The 18518-nt window shown below is 58.3% G+C and carries 18 protein-coding genes and 1 tRNA gene; all 19 read left to right on the top strand.

Annotated elements, in window-relative coordinates; all coding sequences use genetic code 11:
* Nucleotides 1-29 precede the first annotated feature (29 nt).
* The 19 genes from N5D22_RS07740 to N5D22_RS07650 all read left to right on the top strand — a co-directional run bounded on the left by N5D22_RS07740 (nt 30) and on the right by N5D22_RS07650 (nt 18502).
* Nucleotides 30-683 carry a hypothetical protein gene (locus N5D22_RS07740; protein WP_279658754.1) on the top strand — a complete coding sequence of 218 codons (654 nt, stop codon included), beginning with the start codon at nt 30-32 and terminating at the stop codon, nt 681-683.
* Nucleotides 684-708: 25 nt separating this feature from the next.
* The gene (locus N5D22_RS07735; RefSeq protein ID WP_279658755.1) at nt 709-1158 is read left to right on the top strand and encodes a hypothetical protein; all 450 of its coding nucleotides are present in this window, start codon (nt 709-711) and stop codon (nt 1156-1158) included.
* A 206-nt stretch (nt 1159-1364) separates the two neighbouring features.
* On the top strand, nt 1365-1565 hold the full coding sequence (locus tag N5D22_RS07730; protein ID WP_279658756.1) for a hypothetical protein: 201 nt from the start codon (nt 1365-1367) through the stop codon (nt 1563-1565).
* A 235-nt stretch (nt 1566-1800) separates the two neighbouring features.
* Nucleotides 1801-3339 carry a portal protein gene (locus tag N5D22_RS07725; RefSeq protein ID WP_279658757.1) on the top strand — a complete coding sequence of 513 codons (1539 nt, stop codon included), beginning with the start codon at nt 1801-1803 and terminating at the stop codon, nt 3337-3339.
* A gap of 129 nt (nt 3340-3468) precedes the next feature.
* The gene (locus tag N5D22_RS07720; protein WP_279658758.1) at nt 3469-3846 is read left to right on the top strand and encodes a hypothetical protein; all 378 of its coding nucleotides are present in this window, start codon (nt 3469-3471) and stop codon (nt 3844-3846) included.
* An 11-nt stretch (nt 3847-3857) separates the two neighbouring features.
* A complete protein-coding gene (locus N5D22_RS07715; RefSeq protein WP_279658759.1) occupies nt 3858-4634 on the top strand; it encodes a hypothetical protein in 777 nt (258 codons plus the stop codon).
* Nucleotides 4635-4694: 60 nt separating this feature from the next.
* On the top strand, nt 4695-4865 hold the full coding sequence (locus N5D22_RS07710) for a hypothetical protein (protein ID WP_158006750.1): 171 nt from the start codon (nt 4695-4697) through the stop codon (nt 4863-4865).
* 49 nt (nt 4866-4914) lie between these two features.
* Nucleotides 4915-4988: transfer RNA gene (locus N5D22_RS07705), tRNA-Asn, on the top strand.
* Nucleotides 4989-5169: 181 nt separating this feature from the next.
* On the top strand, nt 5170-6147 hold the full coding sequence (locus tag N5D22_RS07700; protein ID WP_065656108.1) for a phage capsid protein: 978 nt from the start codon (nt 5170-5172) through the stop codon (nt 6145-6147).
* A gap of 72 nt (nt 6148-6219) precedes the next feature.
* On the top strand, nt 6220-6831 hold the full coding sequence (locus N5D22_RS07695; RefSeq protein ID WP_279658761.1) for a hypothetical protein: 612 nt from the start codon (nt 6220-6222) through the stop codon (nt 6829-6831).
* Complete coding sequence (locus N5D22_RS07690) at nt 6831-9212, top strand: hypothetical protein (protein ID WP_279658762.1); 2382 nt, start codon at nt 6831-6833, stop codon at nt 9210-9212. The genes N5D22_RS07695 and N5D22_RS07690 overlap by 1 nt, the downstream gene beginning before the upstream one ends.
* Nucleotides 9212-9676, top strand: coding sequence for a hypothetical protein (locus tag N5D22_RS07685; RefSeq protein ID WP_174008578.1), 465 nt, complete (start codon nt 9212-9214; stop codon nt 9674-9676). The genes N5D22_RS07690 and N5D22_RS07685 overlap by 1 nt, the downstream gene beginning before the upstream one ends.
* On the top strand, nt 9669-10205 hold the full coding sequence (locus N5D22_RS07680; protein ID WP_174008577.1) for a hypothetical protein: 537 nt from the start codon (nt 9669-9671) through the stop codon (nt 10203-10205). Before N5D22_RS07685 ends, N5D22_RS07680 begins: the two co-directional genes overlap by 8 nt.
* Before the next feature lies 1 nt (nt 10206).
* The gene (locus N5D22_RS07675) at nt 10207-12249 is read left to right on the top strand and encodes a hypothetical protein (RefSeq protein ID WP_279658763.1); all 2043 of its coding nucleotides are present in this window, start codon (nt 10207-10209) and stop codon (nt 12247-12249) included.
* Nucleotides 12250-12264: 15 nt separating this feature from the next.
* Nucleotides 12265-16128 (top strand): transglycosylase SLT domain-containing protein, encoded by a 3864-nt coding sequence (locus N5D22_RS07670; protein ID WP_279658764.1) that lies wholly within the window; start codon nt 12265-12267, stop codon nt 16126-16128.
* Nucleotides 16129-16189: 61 nt separating this feature from the next.
* On the top strand, nt 16190-17497 hold the full coding sequence (locus N5D22_RS07665) for a phage tail fiber protein (RefSeq protein WP_174008574.1): 1308 nt from the start codon (nt 16190-16192) through the stop codon (nt 17495-17497).
* Complete coding sequence (locus tag N5D22_RS07660; RefSeq protein ID WP_174008573.1) at nt 17497-18027, top strand: hypothetical protein; 531 nt, start codon at nt 17497-17499, stop codon at nt 18025-18027. Before N5D22_RS07665 ends, N5D22_RS07660 begins: the two co-directional genes overlap by 1 nt.
* Before the next feature lie 8 nt (nt 18028-18035).
* Complete coding sequence (locus N5D22_RS07655) at nt 18036-18284, top strand: hypothetical protein (protein WP_174008572.1); 249 nt, start codon at nt 18036-18038, stop codon at nt 18282-18284.
* Complete coding sequence (locus N5D22_RS07650; protein WP_065656117.1) at nt 18284-18502, top strand: hypothetical protein; 219 nt, start codon at nt 18284-18286, stop codon at nt 18500-18502. The genes N5D22_RS07655 and N5D22_RS07650 overlap by 1 nt, the downstream gene beginning before the upstream one ends.
* Nucleotides 18503-18518 lie beyond the last annotated feature (16 nt).

Below are 18518 nucleotides of genomic sequence, written 5' to 3'. Positions count from 1 at the left end.
TTCTCCGCTGTACCGGCTGTAGCTCAACTATGACCGAGGACGAACTTCGTGAGAAGAAGAAGACAAACCCTCTGCTGCGCTCATGCTGCCCCGAGAGGGACATGAAGTGGCAGCCAAAAGGGAAGCTCGTTGCGCTCTACAGTGACGCGGCGGGCAGTGGAAAGTCTGAGGTCGCCAAGGTGCTGATCGCTCAGGGCTACGTCAACGTGAAGTTCGCTGGCCCATTGAAGGACATGGCGCGTGGTCTCTTGAAGTCTATGGGCTTCGAGGCTGAGATGGTCGAGCGGATGATCGAAGGTGACCTGAAGGAAACCGTCATTCCCGGTTTCAAGACCGTTACCCCGCGTCAGATCATGCAGACGCTCGGGACAGACTGGGGCCGGGAAGCAATCGATCAGGACCTCTGGACTAACGTGGCCCGGGCGAAGATCGAGAAGCTCCGCGACAAAGGCGTGAATGTCGTTGTCGATGATCTTCGCTTCCCCAACGAATACGACCTCGTGAGGGGGCTTGGCGGCTTTGCGGTCAAGGTGGTTCGACCAGACCCTTCGCGGGAAGCAGGCGGTGCCTATGAAGGCAAACTCCGAGGTCGCGAATGGCATCATCTCATCTTCAACACAGGCAGTCTCTTTGACCTGAAGGGCAAGGTGCTGAGCTTTGCGTCCTACATTCAAGACGTTTAACCAATTGTAATCACAGGTGGATCAAATGAAGTATCTCTCCAGCCTTCTGGCACTCGCCCTCGTGGCAATCCTCTCCATCGCCCCGGCAATCGCTGAGGCCAAGTCCTTCGGCGGCTTCCGTGGTGGCAGCTCGTTCCGCTCCTCGTCGTTCTCGTCACGCTCCTACAGCCGACCCTCGACCTCGTACTCGCGACCATCATCGACCTACTCGCGACCGGCCCCGGCGTATCGCCCTTCGACGACCTATAACTCCAGCACGACCGTCATCCAGCAGCAGCGCAGTGGCGGTGGCTTCTTCAGTGGCATGTTCGGCGGCCTCGCTGGTTACTGGCTCGGTTCGCGGCTCTTCGGTGACGACAAACCGGTTGAGCCTGCACCCGCACCGACCCCGGCTGTTCCGACCGAAGTTGCCCCGAGCGCCCCGGCTGAAGCCACTCCGGCCCCGGCTGCCGAGGAGACCCCGAAGGCCGAATAAGTGACCCTACAAGATCACACGAATGAAAACCTGCCGAGCAACTTGAAGGTTTCCCGAAAGGGGAACCTCCTCGTGTTCGAGACCAGAACTGCGACGATCTCGATGGATTTCAGCCGTCGCGAGGAGATCATCGCAGCAATTAAATCCTTGGGGTGAAGACCGCTCCAAGGACAATCGGCAATTACCCCACCCTTAAGGATAACTCGATGGATCACAGCGATCTCCCGCCTATCCCGAAAGACCTCATGGAAGCCCTCGATAAAAGGTTCCCCGAGAAATCCCCCTCCTTGAAAACCTCGATAGATGAGATTCGATTTGAGAGTGGGAAGAGGGCGGTCGTGAGGTTCCTCCTCGATCAATACAACCTTCAGAATGAGAAGGTGATCAAGACACAGGTTCTCAAGTAATGTGCAAACCCAAAGTCACGCAGCAGAAGGTTGAGCCTGTCGCTCAGACGCCGCCTCCTGCACAGCCAGCCGCGACCGTAAATCAATCAGCTCCCCAGACGCCCGACGAAGCATCCCCCGAAGCTGCCGCCCTGAGGGCGAAGCGAAAGGGCCGCTCCAGCCTGCGTATTCCGCTCGATGCGGGGGTAGGTGGCGGCAACACGGGAATTAACGTCCCTCAGAAGTAAGGCCCCGAATGACCGGAAAAACAGCAGCCGGTCGTTACCAACAACTTTCGAATGCCCGAACGTCCGTCCTCGAACGGGCGCGCTCCGCAGCCAAGCTGACTATCCCGTCACTCATGCCCCCTTCAGGGCATTCCGAGTCTTCCACCCTGCCGACCCCGTTTCAGGGCATCGGCGCAAGGGGCGTGAATAACCTCGCATCAAAGCTCCTTCTGGCGCTGCTCCCTCCGAACTCTCCCTTCTTCCGTCTGATGATCGACGACTTCACGCTGGAGAAACTTACCCAACGTGAAGGTATGAGAGCCGAGGTCGAGCGTGGTCTGAACAAGATCGAGCGCGCTTTGATGACGGAAATCGAGACCACGGCAATCCGTGTCTCTGCCTTCGAAGCACTCAAGCAGCTCCTCGTTGCTGGTAACGTCCTAATCTATCTCCCTCCCGAAGGGGGTATGAGGGTCTTCCGTCTCGACCGTTATGTGGTCAAGCGTGACCCGATGGGTAACGTGATTGAGATCGTCACCCGAGAAGACATCTCGCCTGACATGGTTCCTGAAGCCATGAAGGCGCACGTCAAGCAGAAGTCCACGTCCAACGAAAAGACCATCGAGCTTTACACTCACGTCATTCGTCAGGCCGACAAGTGGATCATCCGCCAAGAGATCAAAGGCATGACCGTGCCGAAATCCCGAGGCTCTTATCCGCTCGATAAATGCCCGTGGATTGCCCTTCGCTTCACCAAGATCGACTGCGAAGACTATGGGCGCGGCTACGTCGAAGAATACTACGGCGACCTTCTCTCCCTTGAGGAACTTCAGAAGGCCATCGTGGAAGGCTCCGCAGCCGCAGCGAAGGTTCTCTTCCTTGTGAACCCTAACGGCACCACGAGGATGACTGACATTGCGAAGGCGCCTTCCGGCTCTGTTCGCTCGGGTAACGCAGAAGATGTTAGCGTCCTTCAGCTTGAGAAGTTCGCAGACTTCCAGATCGCCTTCAAGACGATTGAGACCATCCAGCAGCGCCTCTCGTTCGCCTTCCTCCTGAACACCGCAATCCAGCGGGCAGGGGAGCGCGTTACTGCAGAAGAAATTCGCTACATGGCGGGTGAGCTGGAGGATGCCTTAGGTGGCGTCTACTCGATCCTCTCGCAAGAATTTCAGCTCCCGCTTGTCCGCGTGATCATGTTCCGAATGGAGCGTCAGCGGAAAATCCCGGCGCTCCCCAAAGGCGTTGTGAAGCCCACCATCACGACCGGCCTAGAGGCCCTTGGTCGCGGCCACGACATGAACAAGCTGAACCTCTTCGCAGGTGCCGCCGTCCAAGCGGCAGGGCTGCCCCCTGAGGTCAACAAGGCTGACTTCCTGACCCGCGTTGGTACCGCTCTCGGTATCGACATGTCGGGTTTGATGCTCAGCCCTGAACAACTCGCTCAGGCACAGCAGGCCGAAATGATGCGGCAGATGATGGATAAGCTCGGCCCGAAGGGCATGGACATTCTTCGAGATCAACTCAAACCGGAGGCACAGGATGGCACGCAAGCCCAAGTCCAATGAACCTCAGACGGTTGATAGCGCGGCTGCAACTGCCCCTTCGCCTTCTGAAGCGCCCGCCCCGAAGTCAGGCCCGAAACGGACTGAACATGCGGGCGGTATCGTCTCTATCGATTATTAAGGAAAACCCAGATGGCCTCATTCAGTGACGCCTTCAAGGCTGCCCGTTCAGCCGGGAAGACGACCTTTAAGTGGCAGGGGAAATCCTACCACACCAAAACCAAAGACGAGATGGAGAAGACCAAGAAGTCTGTTCCGGTCCCGGCTGCCCGCCCCACTGGGGACGAAGGTAAACGGTCGAGCTCCGTCTCAGGCGAGGGGAAGACCTATAAGGCTCCCGCACCAGCCGCAGAAGCCTCACCTCGACCGATGCAGGACTATCCACGTCCCGCAAAATCGGTGGGCATTGCCAAGGCAGGCTCCCGCCTATCCATCGCAGCAGCGCGTCTTGAGAACGAACCTGAGAAGAAAAAGGTCTCAGGGTTCCGTCGCAGTCTCCAATCCCAGTAACGCGAGTTTCAATGGAACCTGAAGTAACACCCGATACCCAGACCCTCTCTCCCGGCACGCCTGAGCATGACGCATTGATGGTCGAGAAGTTTCAGTCCCAGTCAAACACGACTGAGCAGAAGCCCGCCGCAGCTACCGAGCGCCCCGCATGGCTCCCCGAGAAGTTCGCCTCTCCCGAAGACCTGGCCGCGTCCTATGCGGAGCTTGAAAAGAAGCTCTCGACCGGCAAGGAAGAGCCACCCGCCGCCACTACCGAGACGCCCCTTGAAGAGGCCCGCTCGGCTGTTGATAGCGCTGGCTTGGATTTCAACGCCCTGAGCGATGAGTTCCTTTCCAACGGCACGCTCTCGGAAGATAGCTACAAGGCACTCGCCTCCAAGGGCTTCGACCGCGATCTCGTGGACAGCTACATCGAAGGGCAGACCGCGAAGGCCGATCTCTTCCGCGCCGAAGTTCTCCTCGAAGTGGGCGGCGAACAGTCCTACACCGACATGGTGACATGGGCTGCTCAGAACCTCTCGAAGGCTGAGATCGAAGCCTACGATGCTCAGGTGGATAGCGGCAACCTCACGGCTGCGAAGATGGCTGTTGCTGGCCTGAAGGCTCGCTACGAGAAGGCGAACGGTGACGAACCGTCGCTCCTTAACGGCGACACTGGCGGCTCTTCTGCCGAAGTGTTCCGCTCGACCGCTGAGCTGACCGCAGCAATGCGCGACCCCCGCTACAAGAAAGACGCCGCATACCGTCAGGATGTTGAGCGCAAGCTTGCCAAATCTTCTCTCTTCTAACAGGAGGAAACTATCACCTACCTCGCACTCCTCTGGGCGCACCTCGACGATATCTTCGCCGTGCTCTTCGCCCTTCAGGCCGCACTCGTCACCATCACGCGCCTGACCCCGACCCCCAAGGATGACGCTATCGCGGCCAAGGTTCTGACCTTCCTCGAAACGCTTGCATCTGTCCTGTCCGTCAAGCGGAAGGACTTTCCGGCAGCACCCGCAAAGCCGGGACTGTTCTAAAAAACGTACCCCCGACGCCTCTCGACGAAGCGCATCTCGGGGGTCTCTTTGGCTCATAGTTCAACGGTAGAACGTCCGACTGTTAATCGGAGAATGTAGGTTCGATTCCTACTGAGCCAGCCAATTACTGCCCTGTGAAAGATGTTCGACAGTGCTGCGTGCCTCATACGCGGCTGTCCAAAGGTAATCCCCAGAACACCACTCAACAAGCTCAGCCCCGATGCGTCGGGAGAACTTTGTCGTGTCGAGTGAAGACGTTCGGGAAGCCTGATCAACTTCCAACTCTTCACAGGAAATACATTATATGGCAAACGCCAACGTTACCCGCATTGGTCAGATCAACGGTTCTGGTGATGTGGATGCACTGTTCCTCATGAAGTTCGCCGGTGAAGTTCTCACCGCCTTCGAGGAAACCAACGTCGCACTCGAACATACGATGACGCGCACCATCGATTCCGGTAAGTCGGCTCAGTTCCCGGCAACCGGCAAGGTGGGCGGTGAGTACCACGTCCCGGGTACCGAGATCACGGGCCTCAACCTGAACTCGGCTGAGACCGTTATCACCATCGACGATCTGCTTATCTCGCACGGCTTCATCGCCAACATCGATGAGGCCAAGCAGCACTACGATCTGCGCTCGATCTACTCCACCGAAATGGGCCGCTTCCTCGCCCGCACGATGGACAAGCACCTGCTTCAGGTCGGCGTCCTCGCAGCCCGCGCAACGAACGTTGTCCAGGGTGAGCCGGGTGGTTCCGTTATCCTGACAGGTGAAGACGGTCTGCCGTCCACGCCCAACTTCGATACGAACGGTGATCACCTCGCTGCCGCGTTGTTCATCGCCGCTCAGAAGATGGACGAGAAGGACGTACCGGAAGAAGAGCGCGTAGCGTTCGTTCGACCGGCCCAGTACTACAACCTCGTTAAGGCCACCAACAACCTGAACAAGGACTGGGGTGGTATGGGTTCCTACGCTGAGGGTAGCATCCTCAAGGTCGCGGGCATCCAGATCATCAAGACGAACCACCTCCCGAAGACCGACCTGTCGGCTTCCACGGGCGTCGAGGCTGGCACTGGCAACAAGTACCGTGGCGACTTCTCGAAGGTCTCCGCTCTTGTCATGCACAAGTCGGCTATCGGTACCGTCAAGCTGCTCGATATGGGCATGGAGTCGGCCTACGATATCCGCCGTCAGGGTCACCTGATGGTCGCGAAGTACGCAGTCGGTCACGGCATCCTGCGCCCGCAGGCCGCTGTCGAAATCCGCAATTCTGCGACCTAATCAATCCACCTGTAAATACATTGGGGAGGCTCCTTCTGGGGTCTCCCCTTTTTTTCGCCGTTGAGAGGCTCAATGTCCGTCCTTTCCCTCACTCCGACCACGGAGCTTGAGGCGATCAACCTTATGCTGTCCGTTATCGGTGAAAGCCCCGTGAACACGGTGGAAGACACTGGCATCGTTGACGCGGTTGTCGCCCGTCAAATTCTTACACAATCCAGTCGAGACGTTCAGGTTGTAGGCTGGCATTGGAATACCGAAATCAACTACCCGCTGGCCGCGTCCTTTCCTGAGGGCGAGATCGCGCTACCGCCGAACACCCTTAGAGTGGATGCTACCGGCGACGATGCGCGGCTCGATCTGGTTCAGCGAGGCAACCGCCTTTACGACCGCATCAACCACACCTTCAGCATCGGCAAGACGGTGAAGGTAGGGATCGTCCTATTCCTCCCGTTCGACCAGCTCCCAGAGGCTGCACGGTCTTACATCGTCATTCGAGCTGCCCGCCAATTCCAAGAGCGGATGGTTGGCTCGGAGACGCTCTGGCAATTCAACTCCAGAGACGAGGTGAGGGCGTGGTCTAACCTCCAATCGGCAGAAGCCGAGACGCTCGACCTCAATGTCTTCAGGGATAACCCCTCGGTCCTTCAGGTGACCGGGCGTGAGTTTGGCGGGGGTTCCCGCTAATGGCAGGCGCGCTCGTCTCAACCACCATCCCGAACCTGATCAACGGCGTCTCTCAGCAGCCTTACGCGCTCCGTCTGGCAAGCCAAGCGGAAGCCCAAGAGAATGCCCATAGCTCGGTCGTTGAGGGGCTTCGGAAGCGGGCCGGAACAACGCACCGCGCAAAGATCGTGGATGCCCCCTCAGGGGAGTTGTTTACGCACACCATCAACCGCGACCGCAACGAGCAGTATGAAGTCCTGATCGGCGGGGGAGACCTGAAGGTCTACGATCTGAAAACGGGAACGCAGCGCTCTGTCTCATTCCCTAACGGGAAGGGTTACCTCACTGCCGCCGACCCTCGGTCAGCCTTCAAAGCCGTGACAATTGCCGACTTCACCTTCATCATCAATCGAACGGTGGTGACGCAACAGGCCCCCGATCTCAGCCCAGTGAGAGCGCCTGACGCCCTCGTGTGGATCAAGCAGGGCAGCTACGGTACGAAGTATACGATCTCGTTGAACGGTGCCTCCTACACCTACCAGACGCCTGACGGCTCGACGGCTGCGCATATCAACGACATCCAAACGGATGTGATCGCATCGCGCCTAATCTCCGGCCTTCAGGGGGTAGCAGGGGGCTTCTGGTTCGCCCAGAACGGTTCGAGCATCCTCATTGGTCGCAATGATGGTGGCAACTTCAGCATCACGATCAGCGATAGCCAGGGCGACCAAGCCACGAAGCTGGTGAAGGGAAGCGTTCAGCGGTTCTCCGATCTCCCGGCTAAAGGCTTCGACGGCTTCACGGTGGAGATTGCCGGCGACCAGTCCTCTTCGTTCGATAACTACTATGTCCGATACAGCACCGCGACAGGTGCCAGCTCGGGCGTCTGGGTAGAGAGCGTTAAGGGTGGCGAGAACATCCGCCTGAACAAATCCACGATGGCCCACGCGCTGACCCGTAACGCGGACGGTAGTTTCACCTTCAAAACCGTCGATTGGATTGAGCGCAAAACCGGCGACCTCGATAGCAGTCCTATGCCTTCGTTCGTAGGAAAGACGCTGAACGACATCTTCTTCCACCGCAACCGTCTCGGGTTCATCGCGGATGAGAACGTGGTTTTCAGCCGGTCTGGTGACTTCTTCAATTTCTTCAGATCGTCGGCCACTCAGGTTCTTGATACCGACCCCATCGACGTGGCCGTGTCGCATATCAAGGTCTCGATCCTCCAGCACGCGCTTCCCTTCAATGAGACGCTCTTGCTGTTCTCGGAGCAAACTCAGTTCCAGCTCGGCGCTGCCGATCTCCTCACGCCTCAGACAATCTCGATCAACCAGACGACTGAGTTTGAATGCTCGCTTAAAGCTCGGCCTGTTGGCGCGGGCCGTAACGTCTACTTCACGTTCAACCGGGGCAACTTCTCCGGCTTGCGTGAGTATTTCGTGGACGGCGATACGAACACCAATGATGCCTCTGACGTGACCTCCCACGTTCCGGCCTACGTCCCGAGAGATATCTACAAGATGGCTGCCTCCTCTTCTGAGGACACCATTGCGATGATCTCGGAGACTGAGCGCAACACGATCTACGTCTACAAGTACTTCTGGAATGAGCAGAAGAAGCTCCAGTCGGCGTGGTATAAGTGGACGTTCCCGGAGACCGATAAAATCCTCTCGGTCGAGTTCGTCGAAAGCGATCTCTTCCTCATCGTGCGCCGTGCCGATGGCGTGTTCATTGAGAGCATGTCCGTCAACCCGGGCTACAAGGATGAGGGTTTCGAGTTCGGACTGCACCTCGACCGCAAGGTGACAGAGGCGCGCTGCACGGTGACCTATGATGCGGTGGCGAATGTGACCACCATCACGCCACCCTATGCTTTGGAAGCGGGCCTTCTGGCCTCCGCAAATCCCTACGAGATCATCGCCCGAAACGGCGACCCTCTCAAGAAGCCGGGGCAGATCATTCCGTATACGTTGAACGGCGGCAGCTTCAAGGTTGCCGGTCAACTCTCCAAGTTCTATGTCGGGCGCTCCTTCGTGATGCGGTACAGGTTCTCCACTTTCGTCATCAAGGAAGAGGCCATCGGCGGTGGAGAGATGACGGTCGGAGAGGGGCGCATTCAGCTCCGTAAGGCGAACCTCACCTACGACAACACGGGCTACTTCCGCGTGGTCGTGACGCCTTTCCGCCGTGACCCGTACTCTTACGTGTTCTCGGGCCGCGTGATCGGCTCGGCCAAGAACGTCATCGGTCAGGTGGCCGTGGATGGCGGGCGCTTCGGCTTCCCCATCATGTCCAAGAACGACATGGTGACCATCGACATTGTTAATGACACCTTCCTCCCTTGCGCCTTCTTGAGCGCGGAATGGGAGGCCCTTTACGTAATCCGTTCCAAGAGGTTGTGATGCTGGAAACACGTCACTCCCGCCCCGAGGACGTGACCTATCTAGCCCCCAGACTTCGCCCTGACGATCTTCGAGAGCTGCTTGCCGCTGGTTCCCCCAGTGCCGAGCAAGCTCTTGAGGACGGCCTTAAGCTGTCTCGTCAGTGCGTTTCGGTGGTGAATGAAGAGGACAATGCAGTCGCCATGTTTGGCGTCTGTCCCTCCAATGAACCCGAACTGGGCTACATCTGGCTCCTCGGAAGCGATGAGATCAAGACTAACAAAACGAGGTTCCTCAGGCGTTCAAAGCTCTGGGTGGAAACCTTCCACGAAGAATTTCCCGTTCTCGCTAACGCTGTAGACCAGCGCAACACAGTCCACATTCTGTGGCTTCGTTGGCTTGGCTTCAAGTTCCTGAGAACGATCAACTCACCCGGGCCGGGAAAGCTGCCCTTCTATGAGTTCGCAAGGATTAGGAATGTGTGACCCGCTATCGATGATCGGCTTCGGTATTGCGGCTGCCTCTCAGGTCGTCAGTTACCAAGGGCAAGTCGCAGCCGCCGAGCAACAGAACCAGCTCTACCGCGAGAACGCGGCGAGGGCGAACCAGAATGCCCGCGATCAGATGTTCCAAACGCAACAGCGCATGTTGCAGGAACAGGAGGCAGCAGCCGCCGAGAAGATCGACAACACCCGCGAGGCGAGGGCAGCCAAAGCAACAGCGTCAGCAGCAGCCGGTGAGGCGGGCGTAACCGGCCTGTCGGTCGATGCCCTCCTGAGGGAGTTTGACGGTCGAGCCGCTGAGGCTAACGACCGCATCGATCAGAATACCGAATGGAGCATGACGCAGCTCAACAACGAAATGAAGGGCGTTCGCGCAAACGCTGAGGACCGCATCAACTCGGTTCAGCGGGCCGCTAAGCCGTCCTTCTGGGATGCTGGCTTGAGGATCGCAGGGGCGGGGCTGGACTCCTACACAAACTCCAAGAGCCGTCAGCTCACGAGACGAGGATAACATGGTAACACTCCCGGGCCTCAGGCCAATTGATGAAGATCGCCGCAGCTCGGAAGCCAAAGGCGCGAAGGGCCGCGTGCAAGCCCCCTCTAGTTCAAACATCCGCAAGCCTTCGCTGCGACCTGTCGCTTCCCCGGTGGACACCTACGCCCGACCCGAGCAAGCCCCTATCGGTTCCAATGGACTGGAGGCGCTTGCCCAGTCACTGGCGAGCATCCAGCCGAGCCTCCAGAACTTCATCAATGTTCAGGACAAGGCGAAGAGCCAGCCGCTTGATGCGGACTATGATGCAGCCCGTACCGCGATGCTAGGCATGTCTCCAGATCAGCGGGCGATGGCGATCAAGGAAGGGAAGGTTCCCGCGCTGACCACGTTGGCAGGCCGTGAAGTGGCCGGTGAGCGTGTTGCTTACGACCGCTCGCTCGCGATCATGGAAGCCTACAATACCTCCTTCGACAAAGGCTCTGGCGATATCGACGCCTTCGTTCAGGAGCAAATCAAGGGCGACCTCGAACAGTACGGTAACGATCCTGTCTTCATGGGCGCTTACTCAAAACAGATCACCGCCGTTACCGACCGCCTGAGAGGGCAGGCCGTTGACGATCGCTCGACCTTCGAGATGGAGAAGCGGACTGGAGACGTTTACGAGAAGTGGTCCGCGAAGGCTTCCTTCGAACTGGCTGAGGGGAAAGCCCCTGAGGATATCGTAAGAGACACCTTCTCCGACTTCGGAAAGAACCGTGACCTCCTTCGACTGCCGTTCGATAAGCAGCAGGAGATGGTCCTTCAGCTTGCCGATCAGGCAGCTACTCGTGGTGACCTCGCCCTGGCTAAAACCTACCTCCAGTTCGAGCGACAGGATGGCCCCTACAAGGGCAGCCTTCTGACTGACGCCAAGCTTGGCAACAAGGCGAACGATCTCCTGAGCCGCATCGATACGGCACAGCAGAAGCTCAACCTTGCCAAGACCGCTGAGGAAGCCGAAGGGCAACTCGGTACTGAGCTTGATGAGGCTTGGCAGCGAGGCGAGATCAAGTTTCGCTCTCCCGTCACGATGCCGACCAAGACCGGCGCGACGAAGGAAGTTTCCCCTGACGATCAGGAGAAGCAGGCAGCACAGCGGGCGCTTGATCGCAGTCGTCAGGTTGCCGCTGAGCGGAAGGAAACGCCCGAACAGACTACCGAGCGGGAGCTTGAAGAGTTCGCCGCGAATGGCGTGAAGCAGCCCGAGTGGTTCCGCGTCATGGATGCTGGAGCCAGCGCAGCTACGGTACCGAATGTCAGCCTCGACCAGCCGCCTGACGTTCTCATTCAGGGCTACCAGAAGTACCGCGAACTGTATGGCAAGGCCCCGGTTTACCTCGAACAGAACCTCAATTCCAAGGCCGCCGACTTCTACGAGATGGTGCGCGTGGGTGAGGAGATGGGATGGGACCAGCGGCTCTCCATGTCGGTTGCCATGAAAGCAAGCGCTCCCGGCGCGGCTCAGGACGAAGCAACGCAACGCGCTCAGTTCCAGAAGCTCAACGCCAAGGTTGCTGACGTGGTTTCGAGCAAGAAGAGCGGGGGCCTGTTTGGTACCGGACTTTTCGGCACGGCCCCAGTCAATGAGGGTACCGTTAAGACGGAACTGAACCGCTACGCTCAGCTCTACATGAAGATGGGCCTTGGTGAGGATGACGCCATTGAGAAGGCTTCGGCCCGCTTCGAGAAGAACTACTTCAATTTCAATGGCACGCTGATCAAGCGCGATGAGCGGATGCCCCCGAACTTCGAGAGCTACGCCCAGACAGCCGTAAGCGCCTTCGTGGCCAAGTACGGCGAACAGCTTCATGTCGATGAAGGAGACCTCTCGCTCCTTCAGGACGGAACCTCGACCGGCTCATGGCTCATCTGGAACCCCTCCACGGGTTCGACCTACCCAACATCAATGTTCCCCGAAGCGCTCGTAACCTACCGCTCCATGTCGGAAGCGAAGCAGGCCGAGCGGCGCAAGGCTGAAGAAGCCGTTGTTGAGAAACACTCGCAGCGAAAGGGGAAGTAATCACAGGAGACATGAATGGCAGATATCAAGGCCATCATCACAGACGCGGCAAATCGCTACGGCGTTGACCCCGAGACTGCCATTCGTATGGCTCGCATTGAGAGCGGTTTGGACCCACGCGCCCAGAACCGCAGCTCCTCGGCTGGTGGCCTCTTCCAGTTCCTTGACGGGACATGGAAGGGCTACGGGCAGGGGAAGAACAAGTACGACCCTTACGCAAATGCGGATGCTGGCGCTCGCTTGATGCGCGACAACATCAAAGGTTTGACTCGTGCACTGGGCCGAGCGCCATCAGCCGGTGAGATTTACATGGCCCATCAACAAGGCCTCGGCGGTGCGCTCACCATCCTCAAGTCTCCCGACAGGCCCGCCGCTGAGGTTCTCGGTCGCAAGGCCGTCCAGCTCAACCTCCCGGGTGAGCGGAGGGGTGAAACCGATACGATCTCTGCCGGTGACTTCGCTCAGCTCTGGACGCAGAAGATTGAGCGGGCAGGGGGTGAGAGCCTCATTTCTGGCGGTGGCGTGTCCAACTCCCTGTCACCCACGAGTGACTATCAGGTGGGCGATGCTAGCAATCCCGCCACGGCCCCCGTGACTTACGGCGAGATCGATACCCATAAGTTCGTCAACGATACCGCTGAGATGCTTCGAACTGAGGCAGCCGAGAAGAAGGCGAAAGAGGAAGCTCCCGGGTTCGTTGACGCTGTTGGCATGGCGATCTCCAATACGTGGTCGGTGGCCGCACCCTTCAAGGCTCTCGGCTACCAGACCCCAGACCCAAACTTCAAGGTGACCCCCGAGCTGCTGAAGGAGCGGGCTGCTGAAATCCCGAACGAACAGCTCGAAGAGTTCGCGGATGCTGTCTCTGAGGAGCATTTCGATGCCATCAAGACCCGCATCTTGAAGCAGATGGAAACCGACCAGAAGCTCGCCTCACTTGGCGGGAAGGGTATCGCTCTTCAGTTCGGTACCGCGCTCCTTGATCCCGGCGCTATTGCGGCGACCCTCGCCATCGGCGCAGCCACTGGCGGCCTCGGCCTTCCGGCTGCCGCTGCTGCCCGTTTCGGTCGAGCCGGTACTATCGCCTTAGGTGCTGCTGAAGGCGTGGCCGGTAACCTTGCTGTCGATCTCCCGCTCATGGCAACAAACCCGATGATGGGGAAGTCAGATCTAATGTACTCCATCGGGAGCGGTATCGTCCTTGGCGGTGCCTTCTCGGCGTTCCGTAAGGGCGCTCCTATGCTCGAAGCTGAGAATGCCCAGATGGATGCCATCGGCCACCAGATGCAGCGGGAGGCGGTTGAGAGTGTCGCTCCGCAAGGTAGCTCTGTTGGTGCAGCTCAGGCAGGCGCTGACGTGCCGACCTATCGCACCGACGACCGCGACAATCACCGCTTCTGGAAGAAGGTCGATGAGAACTTCGAGCTTGTTTACGGTCGCCCTCGCTTCGACCTCTCGGCTCAGCTCATGAAGTCCGGCGTCCCTATGGTGCGGTCCCTCGGAAACTACCTCGTGGAGAACGCGGTCGGTAACCGAAAGGGCAAGGTGACAGTCATCTCCGCATCGGAGACGCAGCGCCGCCTTCAGCGTGTCTCGACCTACAAATGGGCGAAAGCCTACGGCGATGCTTGGGACAAGTACAAGAAGCGCAAGGGTGTGAGCCTCTGGAATGCCACTGAAGAACAGCGGAAGTTCTCCGAACAGATCACCGCATGGCAGCGCGCCAAGGGCATCGATAAAGAAGCCTTCGATCCTGAGGTGAGGGAAGCCGGGGCGCAGTTCAACGCTGTGATGCGGGACTGGTGGGCTAAGGCCCGGGAGGAGGGCATCACCCGTTCTGAGATGGGTGTGGATGGCTACGTCCCCCGTATTCCGCACCTCGAACGCTCCCGTGAGCTGGTGCATCGGTTCGGCTATGACCGCACAGGCTCTGACAATAGGGACGGCCTGACGGCTCTCTTCACGGCCTCCATCAAGAAGGCTCAGCCAGACATCGACGACAAGCTCGCAAGGAAGATGGGCTACGCCATCCTCGACCGCATGAACAAGCTCTCAGCGGGGCAGGAGATCGGCATGGCCCGTGGCCTTGCTGCCGAAGACATGGACGACTTCCGAGCATTCCTGTCTGACGTTCGCCTTCAGGATGGCGGCGCGATGTTCTCCGAAGCTGAGATCGAGGATGCCATGAACGCGCTCACGAAGTCCCGCTCGAAGGACGCTGAGGCCGGTGGTAACAGCCGCCTTCAGCACCGCGTGCTTCTCGACGAAAACCATTCAATGGTTGTTCGGGACCGCTACGGCGTCCCTCAAGAGGTGTCGGTCAAGGACTTCTACGTCAACGATGCGAACCTTCTCATGCACACCTATAACCGCTCTATGTCTGGGCAGATCGCCTTGGCACGGGTGAAGGTGCCGCACCCTGAGAACCCGGGCGAGTGGCTCATTGACGGTATTCGAAACCAGTCTGATTTCAATCGGCTGGTTGAGCAGGTCAAGGGCGTGGCCAACGAAGAGGCCAAGATCGACCCGAGTAAGGTCAACGTTGAGAAGGACATCGACAACCTTCGCTTCGCCTATAACGCAGTCGCGGGTATTCCGAACTGGAACCAATCCTCCGACTGGGCGCGGACACTAAGGGCGCTCAGGGATTACAACTTCACCCGCCTCATGGGGCAGGTAGGTTTCTCTCAGATTCCCGAAATCGCCCGTGTCGCATCTCAGTCCGGTATCAAGTCCTTCGCCGCCGGTATGCCGTCCTTCAGGCAGTTGCTTAAGCTGGCCCGAGAGGGGCGCTTGGGCGACGATCTGGGCGATGAGCTTGACGCTATCGGGGCCTTCGGTACCGACCACGTGACGAGCCGCTTCAGCCCCCAGATGGATGACTTCGGTATTCCGACGCATCTGCGCTCGACCACGCCTCTGGCAAAGACCCTCGACCAGCTCGATCCCAAGCTGAAGGCGATCAATCACGGCGTCTCTATGGTCTCCGGTATGGCTCCTATCAACGCTGTGTTTCAGCGGTGGGCCTCCCGTGCCTTCGCTGTGAAGTTCGTCAACATGGCGAAGTTCGGTGACAAGGTGAACATGGACCGGCTCAAGCTCCTCGGCCTGACCGCTGATGATGCAGAGTTGATCTTCAAGAACATCCGCGCTCATGCCAGCTTCAAGGGCGGTGTTCAGCGAGGCTCGAAGCTTGAAGCTCTGGGCATCGCGAAATGGGACGGCAAAGCAGCGGCTGCTTTTGAAAGCGCCATGTTCAGGGCTTCTCGAAGCATGATCTTGGAGAACGATGTAGGGCAGTTCGCGAAGTGGATGAGCAGTCCTCTCGGCCAAACCGTTCTGCAGTTTCGCTCGTTCGCTGTCGGTGCCTGGACGAGGGCGCTCATGCAGGGGCTGAACATGCGCGATATGGAAGCCTTCATGGGGATGATGGGTGCAATGTTCCTCGGCACGTTGACCTACATCGGCCAGACGCATCTCAACACCTTGGGCGACAAGGATAGGGACAAGAAGCTGAAGGAGCGCCTGTCGCTTCACAACCTCGCACTAGCAGGTTTCCAGCGCACTTCCGAATCGTCCCTCGTTCCTATGCCCATCGACGCAGCCGCCGCGCTGATTTCTGGCGAGACCGTATTTGACTTCCGCTCAACCGGCCTGAAGACCGACCCTATGAGCGTGTTCGGCAACCCAACGGGTGATCTGATCACGACCGCCTTCCAAGGCGCTCAGGGTGTGGTGACGGCCATTGGCGGTGACGATTACTCTCAGCCTGACGCCCGCAAGTTGTTCCAAGCGGCTCCCGGGCAACGCATCGTCGGAATGCAGTGGTTCTTCAATTGGCTGGCTTCTGGCCTGCCCCAGCGGGAACTTCGCGACTAAATCAAACCACATGTGAATTAACCCTCGGGGAAACCCGGGGGAACTCTTATCAGGAGCATTCATGCCTCTTGCCTATGCGCAATCTCTCGGGGATGGCGTGACGCGAGTATTCAGCGTCCCGTTCCCGTACATTTCCAAGACGCACGTTCAGGTGCGCGTCGAGGGCGCGATTGTCCCTTATTCGTGGCTCTCTGAAACCTCCATCCAGCTCGCCACCGCACCCGCTGTAAACGCGGTCGTTGATCGTCGGCGCGTGACCCCGCGAGACACCCTTCTGGTTGACTTCGTGGATGGCTCGACGCTTGTTGAAAGCGATCTCGACCTCTCGGCCCTTCAGGTATTCTATCTCGCTCAGGAGGCGTTTGACCTCGGGGAAGCATCCCTCGGCGTGACTGAGGATGGCTCGTTTTCGGCTCTCAATCGCCGTATCTCGAACGTCCTTAATCCCGTCCACGCTCAGGACGTGGCGACAAAGAACTTCGTCGAAACAGGGGTTACCTCTCAGGTAGCAATCGCTACCCAGAAAGCGAACGAAGCTGCAAACTCTGCGGGGCAGTCTGAAGCGTCCGCTACCAATTCCGCACAACAGGCCGCCGCCGCCCTGGCATCGAAGAATGCCGCTGCTGGTTCGGCCACCGCTGCCGCTCAGTCGGAAGCAAACGCCATCGCAAACAAGAACCAGACGCAGCTTGATCGTGCCGCTACGGCTGCCGATAGGGTGCAGACTGGCTTGGACCGGGAAGCTTCCGCTGCGTCCGCTGCTGCCGCCAAGAAGTCGGCGGAAGATGCTGCCTCGTTCGACCCCGCGACCTATTACACGAAGGTTCAGATCGACGGTAGTTTCTACACGAAGACCGTCATCGACACGATGTTGGGCGGTTATGCCACGACAGGCACGATGAATACGGCACTAGGTCAGAAGGTCTCCAAGGCCGGTGACACGATGACGGGCGCTCTCAATATCGTTCCTCCCTCGAATGCCGCGATTCTTGAGCTTCGAGCCGTAGCTAATGCTGCATGTATCATCGACTTCTCGCCAAACGGCTACACGGGCGATTACAATTGGCGAGTTCAGGCCCAACCCAATAACAACGAGTTCGACGTATTTCACAACGGAACGCATCGCTTCCGCATTCGCAACGATGGGCACATTTGGGCATCCGCTTACGGCTGGCTGTCTGACCGCTTCTCCGCGAAGGGCGGGCGACCGTATCACGATGGCGGACTTTGGGAGTTCGGCTCCATCGACCCGCAATACGCAGACCGGAGCGCAGATGCGCCAAGCCCCTATGTATTGGTCGGACTGCGAGCTTCCAGAGGCTCAAACATCGTTTATCTCCGCGCAATCCAATTGAGGAACAACGACTAATGGATGACCGTTTCAATACGGACGATCTGCCCTACGATCTGTCCTCGAATGATCTTGCCTTCCTGATCGGTAAGCTGTTTCCATCCGCAGTTCATGGTGTGGACTTTTGGTGCGCCCATCGTGTCAAGCGCAATAGCGCCGAACGTATCAGCCCTGCCATTATAGCTTCTTGGGCTGTCGATGGGCCTGAGCCGTCAGTCGCGGAGATCGCCTCTCTGGCAAAGACCTATGCCACCGAACTGAGCGCCTTCCGAAAGGACGAGGCTCGGAAGGCTCGGCTGCATAAAATCTCCGCCCGTCAGCTCTGGCTTATGGCGAAAGAAGTCAACATTACCAAGGCATCTATTCTGGCTTCTCTCGACACTTTGGAAGATCAAGATGAGGCCGATACTCTTCGCATCGAACTCACTGAGCCACCTCTTGAAGGCTACGACCGTTTTAGCCCCGCCGTGGAAACCCTTCGCGAAATGCAGGGCATCCCCGAGGAGCAGTTCGATGACCTTTGGGCTTGGGCCTCAGAAATCAAATAGCAGGACCAATGGAAACCAATAGCACTGAAGCCCTGCTTCTTATCGGCAGGGTGGAAGGCAAGGTCGATACCCTTATCAGCCTGTCATCGCAGCAATCGCAGCGCATCGACCAGCTCGAAGGGCGCATGTCGGCGGGGGAGGTGGATATCGCCTCCCTCAAGGCCACCTCGTCGACCAGTCAAACCTTCCTCACCACCCTCATTGCAATCTTCTCGTTGATCGTCGCCGCGATCAGCGCATACCTGAGTTACAAGTAATGACCCTCGACAAGACCCTTTCCGAACTCCATGAGAAGCTGGCGGATAAACTCCTCCAGAAGGTGAAAAGCGGAGATGTGACGGCAGCCGAGCTGAACGTTGCGAGACAGTTTCTCAAGGACAACAACATCGACGCCATTCCGAAGGAAGGCTCACCGCTCCAGCAGTTGACCGATAGCTTGCCATTCACGGGCGACGAGGACACGGCACGTCATTGATCCTTCACCTCGACCG

This window comes from Agrobacterium sp. GD03872 (assembly GCF_029840625.1).
Lineage (GTDB): Bacteria > Pseudomonadota > Alphaproteobacteria > Rhizobiales > Rhizobiaceae > Agrobacterium > Agrobacterium fabrum_A.
Note: the sequence above shows the minus strand (reverse complement) of the source record. Positions and strands in the feature narration are given on the sequence as shown.

Excerpts from the sequence above, each read along its gene's own strand:
- N5D22_RS07675 (WP_279658763.1), top strand. The coding sequence starts at position 10,207 with ATGGTAACACTCCCGGGCCTCAGGCCAATTGATGAAGATCGCCGCAGC.
- N5D22_RS07670 (WP_279658764.1), top strand. The coding sequence starts at position 12,265 with ATGGCAGATATCAAGGCCATCATCACAGACGCGGCAAATCGCTACGGC.
- N5D22_RS07740 (WP_279658754.1), top strand. The coding sequence starts at position 30 with ATGACCGAGGACGAACTTCGTGAGAAGAAGAAGACAAACCCTCTGCTG.
- N5D22_RS07735 (WP_279658755.1), top strand. The coding sequence starts at position 709 with ATGAAGTATCTCTCCAGCCTTCTGGCACTCGCCCTCGTGGCAATCCTC.
- N5D22_RS07695 (WP_279658761.1), top strand. The coding sequence starts at position 6,220 with ATGTCCGTCCTTTCCCTCACTCCGACCACGGAGCTTGAGGCGATCAAC.
- N5D22_RS07655 (WP_174008572.1), top strand. The coding sequence starts at position 18,036 with ATGGAAACCAATAGCACTGAAGCCCTGCTTCTTATCGGCAGGGTGGAA.
- N5D22_RS07725 (WP_279658757.1), top strand. The coding sequence starts at position 1,801 with ATGACCGGAAAAACAGCAGCCGGTCGTTACCAACAACTTTCGAATGCC.
- N5D22_RS07660 (WP_174008573.1), top strand. The coding sequence starts at position 17,497 with ATGGATGACCGTTTCAATACGGACGATCTGCCCTACGATCTGTCCTCG.
- N5D22_RS07680 (WP_174008577.1), top strand. The coding sequence starts at position 9,669 with ATGTGTGACCCGCTATCGATGATCGGCTTCGGTATTGCGGCTGCCTCT.
- N5D22_RS07720 (WP_279658758.1), top strand. The coding sequence starts at position 3,469 with ATGGCCTCATTCAGTGACGCCTTCAAGGCTGCCCGTTCAGCCGGGAAG.
- N5D22_RS07665 (WP_174008574.1), top strand. The coding sequence starts at position 16,190 with ATGCCTCTTGCCTATGCGCAATCTCTCGGGGATGGCGTGACGCGAGTA.
- N5D22_RS07730 (WP_279658756.1), top strand. The coding sequence starts at position 1,365 with ATGGATCACAGCGATCTCCCGCCTATCCCGAAAGACCTCATGGAAGCC.
- N5D22_RS07715 (WP_279658759.1), top strand. The coding sequence starts at position 3,858 with ATGGAACCTGAAGTAACACCCGATACCCAGACCCTCTCTCCCGGCACG.
- N5D22_RS07700 (WP_065656108.1), top strand. The coding sequence starts at position 5,170 with ATGGCAAACGCCAACGTTACCCGCATTGGTCAGATCAACGGTTCTGGT.
- N5D22_RS07650 (WP_065656117.1), top strand. The coding sequence starts at position 18,284 with ATGACCCTCGACAAGACCCTTTCCGAACTCCATGAGAAGCTGGCGGAT.
- N5D22_RS07685 (WP_174008578.1), top strand. The coding sequence starts at position 9,212 with ATGCTGGAAACACGTCACTCCCGCCCCGAGGACGTGACCTATCTAGCC.
- N5D22_RS07690 (WP_279658762.1), top strand. The coding sequence starts at position 6,831 with ATGGCAGGCGCGCTCGTCTCAACCACCATCCCGAACCTGATCAACGGC.